Origin of the sequence: Mycobacterium sp. 050272 (assembly GCF_039023525.1) — a bacterium.
In the GTDB taxonomy this organism is placed as follows: Bacteria; Actinomycetota; Actinomycetes; order Mycobacteriales; family Mycobacteriaceae; genus Mycobacterium.
On sequence record NZ_JBCHKV010000007.1, the window covers coordinates 126,234 to 140,780 of the forward strand.

Below are 14,547 nucleotides of genomic sequence, written 5' to 3' on the forward strand. Positions count from 1 at the left end.
CGCGTCGGCACAACTCCCCGTCTCGCATCCTGCCGGACGCCGATAGGCGAAAGTCCGTTAGACGCTATGAACCAGCTATGAAGCCGCCGAAGCAGACAAAGCTAAGTCACAGGCCAGTCCAATGGGAGGCACTGACTCGGTGCACCGATACTTGAGTAGTGAATCGACCCGCCCCTCCTGTCCTGACGATTCGGCACGACGGGTCTCAACAAACCTTCGCCGCAGGCCAAGAAGTGATCGTCGGACGCGATCAGCACGCCGATCTGCGCATCGCCGACCCGCGGATATCCCGTGCGCACCTGATCCTGCGCTTCGACCAGGGCCGCTGGCTGGCAATCGACAACGGATCGCTGAACGGCACGTACGTCAACGGCTATCGGATGCCGGTCGTCGACCTGCATGACGGCCAGAGCATCCACGTCGGAAATCCCCAAGGACCCCGCCTGACCTTCGCGATCGGACCGCAACAAGGCCAGTCCAGCCGGCCGCCCCGGGCCCGGCCAACCCCGGATTCGGGCCCACCCACCATCGCCTGGTCCGCGATGCCCGACCCGCCGACCACCACGTCGCAGCCGCTCCCGCCGCCGCGCCAGCCACTCCGGCGTTCGCAACCTCAAATGCCCGGCCCGCCAAGGCATCCCGGTACACATCCGCGTAAGGTTCCGCCACGAATGCCACCGCCGCCGCGGGCGACACCCCCCGAAGAACTCACCGTCGTCAACGCCGAATCGCTGCGCACGCCGGCCCCGGTGGACGCGGCGCCGCCCGCCCAGTCCACCGTGATCGACGCCAAGACCGCCGACGTCTCCAACCTCGCGACGCGGTTTGTGAAGTTGCTCTCACCGCGTTCGTCGTCGGCCGCGGGTACCGCCGGCGCGATGACGATTGGGCGCGCCCCCGAGAACGACATCGTCGTGTCCGACGTCCTGGCCTCGCGCCAGCACGCCACGTTGGTGCCGACGTCGCTGGGCCTGGAGATCCGGGACAACAGCATCAACGGGACCTTCGTCAACGGCACCCGGGTCGGCTCGGCAATCCTCAGCGACGACGACGTGGTCACCATCGGCAACGTCGACCTGGTGGTGCGTGACGGCACCCTGACCAAGCTGAGCGAGGCCGCGACGCGTTCCGGCGGCCTCGAGGTGCGCGATGTCAAGTATGTCGTCGACAACGGCAAACAACTGCTCGACAACATCTCGCTGACCGCCCGTCCGGGGACATTGACCGCCGTCATCGGCGGATCGGGCGCCGGGAAGAGCACGCTGGCCCGGCTGATCGCCGGCTACACCACGCCCAGCTCCGGGTCAGCCACGTTCGAGGGCCACAACATTCACGCCGAATACGCGTCCTTGCGCAGCAGGATCGGCATGGTGCCGCAGGACGACGTCGTGCACCGCCAGCTGACCGTGAACCAGGCGCTGGGCTATGCCGCCGAACTGCGGCTGCCACCCGATACCAGCAAAGCCGACCGCGCCAAGGTCGTCACGCAGGTGCTCGAGGAACTCGACCTGACCAAACACGCCGAAACCCGAGTCGACAAGCTGTCGGGCGGCCAGCGCAAACGCGCGTCGGTGGCGCTGGAACTGCTGACCGGTCCGTCGCTGCTGATCCTGGACGAGCCGACGTCGGGCCTGGACCCCGCGCTCGACCACCAGGTCATGATGATGCTGCGCCAGCTGGCCGACGCCGGTCGCGTGGTGATCGTGGTGACGCACATGCTGTCCTACCTCGAACTCTGCGACCAGCTGCTGTTGGTGGCGCCGGGCGGCAAGACGGCCTACTGCGGCCCGCCGGACCAGATCGGTCCCGCGATGGGCACCACCAACTGGGCCAAGATCTTCACCAAGGTGGGTGCCGATCCCGAGGAGGCCAACCGGCGCTTTCTGGAACGCAACGAGGCCCAGCGCCGGAAACCGTTGGCGGCCAAGGACGATGAGCCCGCAGAACTGGGCGAACCGGTCCATACCAGCGTGCGGCGCCAGATCTCGACGATCGCGCGCCGGCAGATCCGTCTGGTCGTCGCCGACCGCGCCTACTTCGTCTTCCTGGCACTGTTGCCGTTCATCCTGGGGTCGCTGTCGCTGACGGTTCCGGGCTCCAACGGATTCCGTTTGCCCGGGGCAAACGCGGGCACACCCGACGAAGCCGCCCAGATACTGGCCCTGCTGATGCCCGCCGCGGCGTTCATGGGCACCGCGCTGACGATCCGCGACCTGGTGGGTGAACGCGCCATCTTCCAGCGCGAGCAGGCCGTAGGGCTGTCCACGACCGCTTACCTGCTGGCCAAGACCGCGGTCTTTTGCGGGTTCGCGATCGTGCAGTCGGCGATCATCACCGCGATCGTGGTGATCGGCAAGAGCGCCCCGACGCGAGGCGGCCTGTTGCTGGGGCACGGCACGGTCGCGGCCACCGTCGAGCTGTTCGCGACCGTCGCGGCGACCTGCGTCGCGTCGGCCATTCTCGGCCTGGCGATTTCGTCGCTGGTCCGCTCCAGCGAGCAGATCATGCCGCTGTTCGTGGTGGCCGTGATGGCGCAGCTGGTCCTGTGCGGCGGCATGGTGCCGGTGACCGGTCGGCTCGGGCTCGATCAGCTGTCGTTCGTGATGCCGGCGCGCTGGGGTTACGCCGCGGCGGCCTCGACGGTCGATCTGCGGCACCTGGTGCCGGATTCGCTGCTCTCCCAGGACCGCTTCTGGCAGCACACCGTGAAAACCTGGCTGTTCGACATGGGCATGCTGGGCGCCCTGTCGTTGTGCTATCTCGCTTTCGTCCGGTGGAAGATCCGGCTGCGACGCTGACCGCCGCGATCCCGGTAAGGTAACGCCATCCACCCTCCGAAGCACGAAACGTTCGACCTGCGCGCCCGCACCAACACCGATCCCAAAGGCATTGTGCGGGCGGTCGACGAGTACGCGGTGCACCCCTGGGGGCTCTATATCGCTCGGCCGACTCCGGGCCGCGCCCAGTTCCACTACCTGGAATCGTGGCTGTTGCCGTCGCTGGGATTGCGCGCCACGGTGTTCCACTACAACCAGGGCCACGAGCGTGACCACGACTACTACCTGGATGTGGGCGAATATGTGCCCGGCCCGGACGTGTGGAGCTCCGAGGATCATTACCTCGATATCGAGGTGCGCACCGGCTCCGGCGCGGCGTTGGCCGATGTCGACGAGCTGCTCGATGCCGTCCGGCACGGGCTGTTGACTCCCGAGGTTGCCGACCAGGCGGTCCGTCGCGCCGTGCACGCCGTCGAGGGCCTGGCCCGGAACGGCTATGACCTGCAGCGCTGGCTGGCGGGCGACGGCATCGAACTCACCTGGCGCCAGCGGCACCAGTTTTCGCAGCGGGCGCCCGGGTAACTCTGCGGTATGCCTTTGAGTGAGTACCGACGTAAACGGCGTTTCCGGCGCAGCCCCGAACCACGCGGGCGGCTGGGGCGCCGGCGTGGTGCCGGCACGACCGAGCCGTCCTTCGTGATTCAGCACCACGCCGCCCGCAGCGACCACTACGACCTGCGCCTGGAGATCCAGGGCGTGCTCGTGTCCTGGGTGATCGCCAACGGGCCGTCGGCGAACCCCAGAGACCGGCGGCTGGCACGCCGGACCGAGGACCACCCGCTGGACTACGCGGAATTCGAAGGCGTGATCCCCGAGGGTGAGTACGGCGCCGGCCCGGTGATCGTCTGGGACCGAGGCAGCTACACCAACGAGACCGGACACCAGATGGCCGAGTGCCTGGATCGCGGCCATCTTTCGTTCCATTTGCGGGGCGAAAAGCTGACCGGCGGCTTCACCCTTACCAGGGTTCGGGACGGCGCGGACGAGACCTGGCTGCTGATCAAACGCAAAGACGAGGGCGCCGACCCTCGGCGCCAACCGGTGAAGAGTCAACCCGAATCGGTATTGTCCGGCCGCACGCTGGACGACCTGGACGAATCGTCATGACCGATCTCGCCGGCCTGCCCGACTCGGTACGCGAAGCACTGCGCGACGAGACGGTGCCGGACTGGCGAGCGCCCACGCTGGCCACCCTGACCGACAAGAGATTCTCCGACCCGAACTGGATCTTCGAGCGCAAGTTCGACGGGATGCGTTGCCTGGCGTTTCGCGACGGTGATCACATCCGGCTGCTATCACGAAATCGCCAGCCACTCAACGGAACCTACCCGGAGCTCGTCGACGCACTCACCGCGCAGCAAACCACCCGATTCGTGGTGGACGGTGAGGTCGTGGCGTTCCAGGGACGCCGCACCAGCTTCGCCAGGTTGCAGGGACGGCTGGGCATCACCGACCCAGACGTGGCCCGAGCGTCGCGAATCCGGGTCTACTACTACCTCTTCGACCTGCTGCACCTCGACGGCAAGTGCACCACCGAGCTGCCGCTGAAGTGGCGTAAACGCTTGTTGCGCGACGCGATCAGCTTCGGTGATCCGTTGCGCAACACCGCCCACCGCGTCGGCGCCGGCCTCGCTGCCTACCAAGCCGCGTGCCGGCGCGGTGACGAAGGAGTGATCGCCAAGCGGGCCGACTCCACCTACGAGAGCGGTCGCTCGAGGAATTGGCTGAAGTTCAAGTGCGTTCGCGACCAGGAATTCGTCGTCGGCGGCTACACGAGTCCAAGTGGTAGCCGAATCGCGTTGGGCGCGTTACTGATCGGCTACTACAACGACGGCGACCTCGTCTACGCGGGCAAAGTCGGGACCGGCTTCGACGAAGCTACGCTGCGCAGCCTGCATGAGAAGCTCGCCCCGATCGAGCAGGACACAGCGCCGTTCACCCGGGGTTTGGTGCGCCAAAACGGTGCCCGGTGGGTGCGTCCGGAGTTGGTGGCCCAGATCGGGTTTACTGAGTGGACGCGCGACGGCAAGCTGCGCCATCCGCGCTACCAGGGACTACGGACCGACAAGGACCCCGGCGATGTGGTACGGGAGACACACTGATGCCACGCATCGACGTCGAGATCACCCATCCGGATCGCGTCTTGTTCCCGGACGACAACATCACCAAGCAAGACCTGGCGGAATACTACGACAGCGTGGCCGCCACCATGCTCCCGCACCTCAAGGGCCGTGCCGTGACCGTGCAGAGGTTCCCCCGTGGGATCGGTGAAACGGGGTTCGTACAACAGGATTTCGCTGACACTCTGCCAGAGTGGATGCCCGGCGTCGAAGTCGCCAAGGAAGGCGGCACCCTGGTGCACCCACTGGTCGAACGCCCGGAAGCCCTGCGCTGGCTGGCCAACCAGAGCTGCATCACCCTGCACATCTGGCAGTCGCGGAAAGACCGGCTACACCATCCGGACCGATTAGTCTTCGACCTCGATCCGTCGGACACCGACTTCGCGGTGGTACGCGCGACCGCCCACGCGATGGCCGACGTGCTGGATGAGCTGGGACTGGCACGCTACGTGCAGACCACCGGATCGCGCGGACTGCACGTCGTGGTGCCGCTGCGACCCGAAGCCGACTTCGATACCGCTCGGCAATTTGCCCGAGACGTCGCCGAAGTTGTGGTGGCCGATGATGACGCACACCGCACGGCGGAAGCCCGAAAGGACAAGCGCGGCGACCGGGTGTACCTCGACATCATGCGAAATGCTTACGCGCAGACTGCTGTGGCGCCGTATTCGGTCCGAGTTCGCCCCACCGCCCCGGTGGCAACTCCGCTCGAGTGGGACGAACTGGACACTCGCGGCTTGCGAGCGGACCAGTTCACCATCCGCGACCTTCCCAAACGACTGGCCGACCAAGGCGATCCGTGGGCACACATGTACCGGCACGCCCGCTCACTGACTGGACCGCGAGAGCGGTTGGCGAAGCTGCTTGCCTGAACTCTGGGCATGAGCCTAACGGCTTTTCGCGACGTGCTCGGCGGCCGGCACGGTCAGTTGAAGCCGACACTGATGGACCAGTCGGTGATTGCCAGCCTGGGCAATCTGCTGACCGACGAAATCTGCTGGCGCGCCAGATTACGACCTACCCACCCGGTCGCCGAGCTCGCCGCCGACGAGGTGAAGCGCCTGCACACCGCGATGACCCAGGTGCTGCGCACCGCAGTCCGGCATGGCCGGGTGCCGGGGCTGCCTGGATGGCTCACGAGGGTGCGTGACGCACCGGATCCGGCTTGCCCGCGCTGCCGGACGCGCCTGCGCCGGCGCCGGGTGAGCGGCCGGATGTCGTTGTGGTGCCCGAACTGCCAGCGTTAGCGGCTGGGCGTAATCTCTGCAACTATGACCCCTCGTAAGCGCTGGTCTATGCCGGTGGTCGCGGTCACCGTCCTCGGCTCGCAGCTGGTCCCCGTAACGGCACATGCGGACCTGCACAACATCACCTACCGCGCCAGGATCGACGCCCTGACGACCGGCAGTCAGGCCACCTTCGTCACCAACGGCGGCCAGACCAACACCACGAACCTTCCGTCGATGCCGGGCAACGCGTTCGAGGCCAACACCGTGTTGCCCGACCCGGCCCAGGCCGGCCTGCGGATCGTGCTGCACTTCCCCTACGCAGCGAACGTGCACTGCGAGATCGACGTCGACGACAACGTTTTCGTTCAGGCCGACCAAATGGTCCGGCCGACACCCGGCAATTCCGACCCCAATAACGGTGCGCTGCAATGTGGAGCGCCGCTGCCGACGTAGCGGCTAAGGGCGCCAGCCGGTGAAATCCGCCCACTCCCAGGCCCGGCGGTAGGCGCCGGCGAACCATGGCTCCTTGGCCTCGACGTAGCTCGTCGTGTCGCCGTCGGCGGGCTTTTCGGCCTCGTGCTTGACGGCCAGGTAATCAGCCCGTTCCCCGGGGTTGGCGGCCAGCCAGTCGACGAACAACAACGCGAACTGCTGATTGGGCCAGCCGGCCACCCTGATGTGCACATTGGTGGGGCGCCCAGGATCAGCCGAAGCATGAATGCGCTTGCGCCACAATGTCGGATCGTCGCTGTGGTCGTAATCGCTGACCGTGCTGCGCGCATCGGCCTTGACGTCGTCCTGCTCGATATGCTCGATGCGCGGGTAACCAGCCGCCAGCAAGACGTCGGTGAGTTCATCGGCCACCGCGAGTGATTCAACGGTGATCTGGATGTCGATCACGTCCTTGGCATCGAACTCGGGCACCGCGGTCGATCCAATGTGGTCGACGCGCAACGCCTTATTGCCGCACGACACCGACAGCCGGTTGACGATGCGGCGCGCCTGGTCCGGCCAGGTCGGATCGGCCGGCACCACGCGTGCCGGTGCGCGGACGAACCGCCGCTCGGCCAGATTATGCGCGAACGGCACAATCCGGTCGTTCCACAACTCACGGGCCCGCTTGACCAAATCCTCTTGACTGCCGGAGTTATCCAGCCAAATGTCGGCAACGGCCTCACGCTGCTCGTCGTTGGCCTGAGCCGCGATCCGGGCGCGGGCATCGTCCTCGGACATGCCGCGCTGCTCGACCAGCCGGCGTACCCGTAGTTCCACATCGGCGTGCACGATGATCACCAACGGAAACAGCGGCGCCATACCGGATTCCACCAGCAGCGGAATGTCCTCGACGACGACCGAGTCCTTCGGCACCGAGGCGATAATCTCCTCGCGCCGCTTGCCCACCAGCGGATGAACGATCGAATTCAGCTTCTGGCGAGCCTCGTCGTCGGCAAAAGCCTTGGCGGCCAAGGCCGGACGATCCAACGATCCGTCCGGCTGCAGGATGTCTTCACCAAACGCCTCGACGAGCGACGCCAACCCCGGGGTGCCCGGCTGGACAACCTCCCGGGAGATGACGTCGCCGTCGACGATGATCCCACCGCATTCCGCGAACGTGGCGGACAGTGCCGATTTCCCGGCGCCGATGCCACCGGTCAACCCGATGCGCAGCATCGAGAGTTAGGCGTTGCCGGCGAGCTTTTCGCGCAGCGCGGCCAGCTGAGCGTCGCTGGCGAGCGAGCCGCCCGCCTCCTTCGGCGAGGACGCACCGTTGCCCGGCGCGTGATCGCTGTCGGCGTGCCCGGCGGCTTCGGCAGCGGCGAACTTCTCCATCTGCGCGGTGTGCATCTTGTGCCGGCGCTCGGCCTCGGCGTAGCGGGCCTCCCACTCGTTGCGCTGAGTGTCGAAGCCTTCGATCCACTCGTTGGTTTCGGAGTCGAAGCCCTCGGGGAAGATGTAGTTGCCCTGCTCGTCGTAGCTGTCGGCCATGCCGTACTTGGCGGGGTCGAACTCTTCGGTGTAGTCCTCGTTGGCCTGCTTGAGCGACAACGAAATTCGACGGCGCTCCAGGTCGATGTCGATGACCTTGACCATCGCGTCGTCGCCGACCGCGACCACCTGGTCGGGCACCTCGACGTGGCGCTCGGCCAACTCCGAGATGTGCACCAGACCTTCGATGCCCTCCTCGACACGCACGAACGCGCCGAACGGCACCAGCTTGGTCACCTTGCCGGGGACGATCTGCCCGATGGCATGGGTGCGGGCGAAGTGGCGCCACGGATCTTCCTGAGTCGCCTTGAGCGACAACGAAACCCGCTCGCGGTCCATGTCGACGTCGAGCACCTCGACGGTGACCTCGTCGCCAACCTGGACGACCTCGGACGGATGATCGATGTGCTTCCAAGACAATTCGGAAACGTGCACCAGACCGTCGACACCGCCGAGGTCGACGAAAGCGCCGAAGTTGACGATCGACGAGACCACACCCTTGCGGATGGTGCCCTTCTGCAGCTGGTTGAGGAACTCGCTGCGCACCTCGGACTGGGTCTGCTCCAGCCAGGCACGGCGGCTCAGCACCACGTTGTTGCGGTTCTTGTCCAGCTCGATGATCTTGGCTTCGATCTCCTTGCCGATGTACGGCTGCAGATCGCGCACCCGGCGCATCTCGACCAGCGAGGCGGGCAGGAAGCCGCGCAGGCCGATGTCGAGGATCAGGCCGCCCTTGACGACCTCGATGACGGTGCCCTTGACGGCCTCGTCCTTTTCCTTGAGCGCTTCGATGGTGCCCCAGGCGCGCTCGTACTGCGCGCGCTTCTTGGACAGGATCAGACGGCCTTCTTTGTCCTCTTTGGTGAGAACAAGGGCCTCTACCTCATCACCCACGGTAACGACCTCGTTGGGGTCGACATCGTGCTTGATGGAGAGTTCGCGGGCGGGGATGACCCCTTCGGTCTTGTAGCCGATATCGAGGAGCACCTCGTCCCGGTCCACTTTGACGATCGTGCCTTCGACGATGTCGCCATCGTTGAAGTACTTGATCGTTTTGTCTATTGCGGCGAGAAAGTCCTCGCTCGAGCCAATGTCGTTGACGGCTACTTGCGGCGAGGTGACGGCGGGACTCGGCATATTGTTGGGGTGCTCCGGACAGGTTGGGTCGTAGGGATAAAACTGGGATTTAACTGATAAGGCTACTCGACAGGGCACACGCTGGACAAACTCGGCCGGCGCGCCACGTCAGCCACGCCTAATATTCGACCCGCGGCATCTTTCGCGCAACCCCGAATTTGACGTCGATTGTTGTCATCGTGCCGGTCCCGAAAACTCGCCGGGCCTGCGGTAGGGAAGGCTCTGCGCCATTGGCCTTGTCAGAACTTGGCGATCAGCACCACTCCGCCCACCATGAGCACGCCGCCCAGGGCCCGCGGCAGCGTGAGCGGATGATGATCCAGCCGTAACCAGCCGAAATGGTCGAGAAGCAACGACATGATGAGCGCTGACGTGACGGTGAAGGCCATGAAGGTGCCGGCTCCGACCCGGTTGACCAGGGTGAGGCCGGCATAAACCTGGACCGCCCCGACCAGGCCACCGATCACGGCCCACCACGGCATCGACGCGATGTCCCGGGCGGTGGGCAGCGGTTTCGGCATCAGCAGGAACGCGGCGATGAAGAAAACGGTGATGACCGCGAACGAAATCGCCGACGCGAGCCACGGGTTGATCATGTGCTTGTAGAGCTGGCCGTTCATCGCGGCACCGCAAGTCTGAAGCGCACCACCCAGGATGATGAACGGGATGATCCAGGCGGCGTTCATGCCACTCCTTCTTCCAGTGAGCGCTTCTAGTGCGCGGCGGCGTCCCAGGAGCGGCCGTAGCCGACGGAAACCTCGAGCGGGACGTCCAGCGAGTAGGCGGAGCCCATCTTGCCGCGCGCCAGCTTCTCGACCTGGTCCCGCTCGCCGGGCGCGATTTCGAACAGCAATTCGTCGTGCACTTGCAACAACATCCGGGATTTGAGCCCGGCCTCTTTGATCGCCTTGTCGACCTCGATCATCGCCACCTTGATGATGTCGGCCGCGCTGCCCTGAATCGGCGCGTTGAGTGCCGCCCGTTCGGCGGCTTCGCGCACGTTGCGGTTACTGCTGTCCAGTTCGGGCAGGTAGCGCCGGCGGCCGAACACCGTGGAGGTATAGCCGTCCTTGCGGGCCTGCTCGACGACGTCGCGCAGGTAGTCGCGAATGCCGCCGAACCGGGCGAAGTATTGGTCCATCTGCTCTTTGGCTTCTTCGGTGGAGATCTTGAGCTGGGCGGCCAATCCGTAGGCGCTCAATCCGTAGGCCAACCCGTAAGACATCGCCTTGACCCGGCGGCGCAGCTCGGGGGTGACCTCCTCGATCGGCACCCCGAAGGCCCGAGAGGCCACGAACGAATGCAAATCTTCGCCGGTGTTGAACGCCTCGATCAGGCCTGCGTCCTGCGACAGATGCGCCATGATCCGCATCTCGATCTGGCTGTAGTCGGCGGTCATCAGCTCGGCATAGCGATCGCCGACCACGAACGCGTCGCGGATGCGCCGGCCCGCCTCGGTGCGGATCGGAATGTTCTGCAGATTCGGCTCGGTCGACGACAACCGGCCAGTCGCGGCGATGGTTTGGTTGAACGTGGTGTGGATACGCCCGTCGGAGGCCACCGAATTAAGCAGCCCGTCGACGGTGACCTTGAGCCGGGTGGCGTCCCGGTGGGTCAGCAGATGCTGCAGGAACGGATGGCCCGTCTTGTCGAACAGCGACTGCAGGGCGTCCGCGTCGGTGGTGTAGCCGGTCTTGGTGCGCTTGGTTTTCGGCATGCCCAGTTCGTCGAAAAGCACCGTCTGCAACTGTTTTGGCGAGCCCAGGTTGATCTGCTTGCCGATCACCTCGTAAGCCGCTTCGGCCGCGTCGCGGATCTGGTGCGCGAAATCGCTTTGCAGCTCGGACAGTTTCGGCAGATCCACCGCGATGCCGACGTGCTCGAGGCTGGCCAGCACGCGCTGCACCGGCAGCTCCATGCCCTCGAGCAGTGCGGTGGAGTTGATCCGGGCCAGCTCCTCGTCCAGCGCATCGGCCAGGTCCAGCACCGCCACGGCGCGCAGGAGCAGCGTCTGCACCGCCTGGTCGTCCACGCCCTCGGAATCGTCGAGAAGCGAAAGCTGTTGCTGCTCAGCCGTTTCGGCGCGCAGTTCGCGGCGCAGATAGCGCAGCGACAGATCGTCGAGGGAGAAGCTGCGCTGCCCGGGCCGCACCAGGTAGGCCGCCAGCGCCGTGTCGGAGGTGACGCCGGCCAGCGTCCAGCCCCGCCCGGCGAGGTCGTGCATCGCCAGCTTGGCTTCGTGCAGGGCCTTGGGCGGGCCGGGGTCGGCGAGCCAGGACGCCAGTGCCGCTTCGTCGTCGGGATCCAGCGCCGAGGTGTCGATGTAGCGGCCCTCGCCGTCGGAGGACACGATCGCCAGCGCGGTGGCGTCGGCGTCGTAGGCCAGGTGGGTGCCGACGACGGCCAGGCCGAACCGCTTGCCGGAGCTGTGTTCGGCCAGCCACACGGCCAGCTGACCGGGTTCGAGCGCGCCGCCGCGCACCTCGAATCCCTCGTCCACTTCGGGGTCCACCGAGGCCAGGGTTTCGAACAGCCGGTCGCGCAGAACCCGGAACTCGAGGTCGTCGAAAAGCCGGTGGATCTGGTCGCGATCCCACGGCAGCATCCGCAGCGTGTCCGGGGTTTGCGCCAGCGGCACGTCTTTGACGAGGTCGGTGAGCTCGCGGTTACGGATGACGTTGGCCAGGTGTGCCCGCAGCGCGTCGCCGACCTTGCCGCGCACCGAGTCGACGTTGTCGACCAGCCCCTGCAGCGACCCGTACTCGACGATCCATTTGGACGCGGTCTTCTCCCCCACGCCCGGGATGCCGGGCAGGTTGTCGCTGGGATCGCCACGCAGCGCGGCGAAGTCGGGGTACTGCGCGGGCGTCAGCCCGTACTTCTCGACGACCGCCTCCGGAGTGAAGCGGGTGAGCTCGCTCACGCCCTTGCGCGGATACAGCACCGTCACGTCGTCGCTGACCAGTTGCAGAGAATCACGGTCGCCGGTGACCACCAGGACCCGGTAGCCCTCGTTCTCCGCCTGGGTGGCCAGCGTCGCGATCAGGTCGTCGGCTTCGAATCCGGGCTCGGCGAGCACCGTGATGCCGAGTGCGCCCAGCACTTCCTTGGTGATGTCGATCTGGCCGCGGAATTCGTCGGGCGTCTCCGACCGGCCGGCCTTGTACTCCGGGTAGCGCTCCAGCCGGAACGTCTGACGCGAGACGTCGAAGGCCGCGGCGATGTGCGTCGGCGCCTCGTCGCGCAGCAAGTTGATCAGCATCGCGGTGAAGCCGTAGACCGCGTTGGTGGTCAGGCCGCCGCGGGTCTTGAAATTCTCCGCGGGCAGCGCGTAGAACGCCCGAAAAGCCAGCGAATTGCCGTCCAGCAACATCAGTGTCGGCTTGGTCTGTTCCTCAGTGGCGGCAGGCACGCTCTCACTCTAGGCATCCGCTGTGACGAGTCACCCGCCCCGGCGGAACTGCAACACGTTTCAGTTTTGTGTTTGAGCTGGGTAGTCTGGCCGAGTGCCAGAGGTCACCAGTACACAACCCGCGATCGACGGGTGGTTCGCCACCGCCTCGACTCCTGACGGGGCCGGACATCCCCATCTGATCGGCAGCAAGTGCCCAGCGTGCGGAACGTATGTCTTCCCGCCGCGAGAGAACAACTGCCCCAACCCGGCCTGCGCCAGCGACACCCTGGAGCCCGTCGCACTGTCGACCCGCGGAACGCTGTGGAGCTACACCGAAAACCGGTATCCGCCGCCCGCGCCGTACCCCGCTGCGGACCCCTTCGAGCCGTTCGCGATCGCCGCGGTGGAGCTGGCCGACGAGGGCATCATCGTGCTCGGCAAGGTGGTCGAGGGCACGCTGGCCGCCGACCTGAAGGTCGGCATGGAGATGGAGCTGACGACCATGCCGCTGTTCATCGACGACGACGGTGTCCAGCGCATCGTGCACGCGTGGAAGGTCGTGGAATGACTACTCCCGAACCGCTCTACATCCTCGGCGCCGGGATGCACCCCTGGGGCAAATGGGGCCGTGACTTCACCGAATACGGCGTCGTCGCCGCACGCGCGGCGCTGGCCGAGGCCGGTCTGGACTGGCAGCAGATCCAGCTGGTGGCCGGCGCCGACACCATCCGCAACGGTTACCCCGGCTTCATCGCCGGGTCGACGTTCGCGCAGAAGCTGGGCTGGAACGGCGTGCCGGTCAGCTCGAGCTATGCCGCCTGCGCCAGCGGTTCGCAGGCGCTGCAAAGCGCGCGGGCCCACATTCTGGCCGGGTTCTGCGACGTCGCGTTGGTGATCGGCGCCGACACCACGCCCAAGGGGGCGTTCGCGCCGGTCGGCGGCGAACGTAAAAACGACCCCGACTGGCAGCGCTTCCACCTGATCGGCGCGATGAACCCCGTGTACTTCGCCCTGCTGGCGCGCCGACGGATGGACCTGTACGGGGCGACGTCGGAGGACTTCGCCCAGGTGAAGGTCAAGAACTCGCAGCACGGCCTGCAAAACCCGAATGCCCGCTACCGCAAGGAGTCTTCGGTCGAGGACGTGCTGGCCAGTCCGGTGGTCTCCGACCCGCTGCGCCAGCTCGACATCTGCGCCACCTCCGACGGTGCCGCGGCGCTGATCGTGGCGAGCGCGGACTTCGCGCGCAAGCACCTCGGCTCGCTCGACGGTGTGCCCTCGGTGCGCGCTGTCAGCACGGTGACACCGCAGTACCCGCAGCATCTGCCCGAATTGCCGGACATCGCAACGGATTCCACCGCCGTGGTGCCCGGACCCGAGCGGGTGTTCAAGGATCAGATTCTCGACGCGGCCTACGCCGAAGCGGGTATCGGGCCCGAAGACGTGAGCCTGGCCGAGGTCTACGACCTGTCCACCGCGCTGGAACTCGACTGGTACGAGCACCTGGGGCTGTGCCCCAAGGGTGAGGCCGAGCAGCTGCTGCGCAGCGGCGCCACCGCCATCGGCGGTCGCGTGCCGGTCAACCCGTCCGGCGGGCTGGCCTGTTTCGGTGAGGCCATCCCGGCTCAGGCGATCGCCCAGGTCTGCGAGCTGACCTGGCAGCTGCGCGGCCAGGCAACCGGCCGGCAGGTGGAGAACGCCACGGTCGGCGTTACGGCGAATCAGGGCCTGTTCGGCCACGGTTCGTCGGTGATCGTGGCCCGTTAGGGCTCGTCAGCCCCATGCCCGTCTCGTCGGGTGTGCGTCCACGGTTTTCGGTGTGCGCTCACAGCGGGGTGTCGCGC

At 66.3% G+C, this 14,547-nt stretch carries 12 protein-coding genes and 1 pseudogene; 9 read left to right on the top strand and 4 right to left on the bottom strand.

Translation table 11 applies throughout. The features are described from left to right. The first annotated feature begins 158 nt into the window (after nt 1–158). The 7 genes and pseudogenes from AAHS21_RS16115 (at nt 159) to AAHS21_RS16145 (ending at nt 6,639) form a co-directional block, all read left to right on the top strand. Nucleotides 159–2,798 carry an FHA domain-containing protein gene (locus AAHS21_RS16115; protein WP_342928611.1) on the top strand — a complete coding sequence of 880 codons (2,640 nt, stop codon included), beginning with the start codon at nt 159–161 and terminating at the stop codon, nt 2,796–2,798. Nucleotides 2,799–2,891: 93 nt separating this feature from the next. Beyond that, complete coding sequence (locus AAHS21_RS16120; protein WP_342928612.1) at nt 2,892–3,359, top strand: DUF402 domain-containing protein; 468 nt, start codon at nt 2,892–2,894, stop codon at nt 3,357–3,359. Between the two features lie 9 nt (nt 3,360–3,368). Next, on the top strand, nt 3,369–3,944 hold the full coding sequence (locus AAHS21_RS16125) for a DNA polymerase ligase N-terminal domain-containing protein (protein ID WP_342928613.1): 576 nt from the start codon (nt 3,369–3,371) through the stop codon (nt 3,942–3,944). After that, nucleotides 3,941–4,939: a non-homologous end-joining DNA ligase gene (gene ligD / locus AAHS21_RS16130; RefSeq protein ID WP_342928614.1), complete on the top strand. Its 999-nt coding sequence runs from the start codon at nt 3,941–3,943 to the stop codon at nt 4,937–4,939. The genes AAHS21_RS16125 and ligD (AAHS21_RS16130) overlap by 4 nt, the downstream gene beginning before the upstream one ends. Further along, the gene (gene ligD, locus AAHS21_RS16135; RefSeq protein ID WP_342928615.1) at nt 4,939–5,829 is read left to right on the top strand and encodes a non-homologous end-joining DNA ligase; all 891 of its coding nucleotides are present in this window, start codon (nt 4,939–4,941) and stop codon (nt 5,827–5,829) included. The genes ligD (AAHS21_RS16130) and ligD (AAHS21_RS16135) overlap by 1 nt, the downstream gene beginning before the upstream one ends. Nucleotides 5,830–5,832: 3 nt before the next feature. After that, nucleotides 5,833–6,204: pseudogene (locus AAHS21_RS16140) on the top strand (Fpg/Nei family DNA glycosylase); the annotation flags it as partial. Nucleotides 6,205–6,228: 24 nt separating this feature from the next. Beyond that, nucleotides 6,229–6,639, top strand: a complete 411-nt coding sequence (locus AAHS21_RS16145; protein WP_342928616.1) for a hypothetical protein — start codon at nt 6,229–6,231, stop codon at nt 6,637–6,639. A 3-nt stretch (nt 6,640–6,642) separates the two neighbouring features. Here the strand turns inward: AAHS21_RS16145 and coaE are convergent, their stop codons facing one another. From coaE to polA, 4 genes are all read right to left on the bottom strand, one after another. Continuing rightward, complete coding sequence (gene coaE, locus AAHS21_RS16150) at nt 6,643–7,857, bottom strand: dephospho-CoA kinase (RefSeq protein WP_342928617.1); 1,215 nt, start codon at nt 7,855–7,857, stop codon at nt 6,643–6,645. A gap of 6 nt (nt 7,858–7,863) precedes the next feature. Beyond that, nucleotides 7,864–9,309, bottom strand: a complete 1,446-nt coding sequence (gene rpsA / locus AAHS21_RS16155) for a 30S ribosomal protein S1 (RefSeq protein WP_342928618.1) — start codon at nt 9,307–9,309, stop codon at nt 7,864–7,866. A 239-nt stretch (nt 9,310–9,548) separates the two neighbouring features. After that, on the bottom strand, nt 9,549–9,995 hold the full coding sequence (locus AAHS21_RS16160) for a DMT family transporter (RefSeq protein ID WP_342928619.1): 447 nt from the start codon (nt 9,993–9,995) through the stop codon (nt 9,549–9,551). A gap of 26 nt (nt 9,996–10,021) precedes the next feature. Beyond that, nucleotides 10,022–12,682, bottom strand: coding sequence for a DNA polymerase I (gene polA / locus AAHS21_RS16165; protein ID WP_342928718.1), 2,661 nt, complete (start codon nt 12,680–12,682; stop codon nt 10,022–10,024). A gap of 133 nt (nt 12,683–12,815) precedes the next feature. Here polA and AAHS21_RS16170 point away from each other — a divergent pair, with 133 nt between their 5' ends. Together AAHS21_RS16170 and AAHS21_RS16175 are read left to right on the top strand one after the other, a co-directional pair. Then, a complete protein-coding gene (locus tag AAHS21_RS16170) occupies nt 12,816–13,271 on the top strand; it encodes a Zn-ribbon domain-containing OB-fold protein (protein WP_342928620.1) in 456 nt (151 codons plus the stop codon). Continuing rightward, entirely contained in the window at nt 13,268–14,470 is a 1,203-nt protein-coding gene (locus AAHS21_RS16175; RefSeq protein WP_342928621.1) for a lipid-transfer protein, read from the top strand. The genes AAHS21_RS16170 and AAHS21_RS16175 overlap by 4 nt, the downstream gene beginning before the upstream one ends. Nucleotides 14,471–14,547 lie beyond the last annotated feature (77 nt).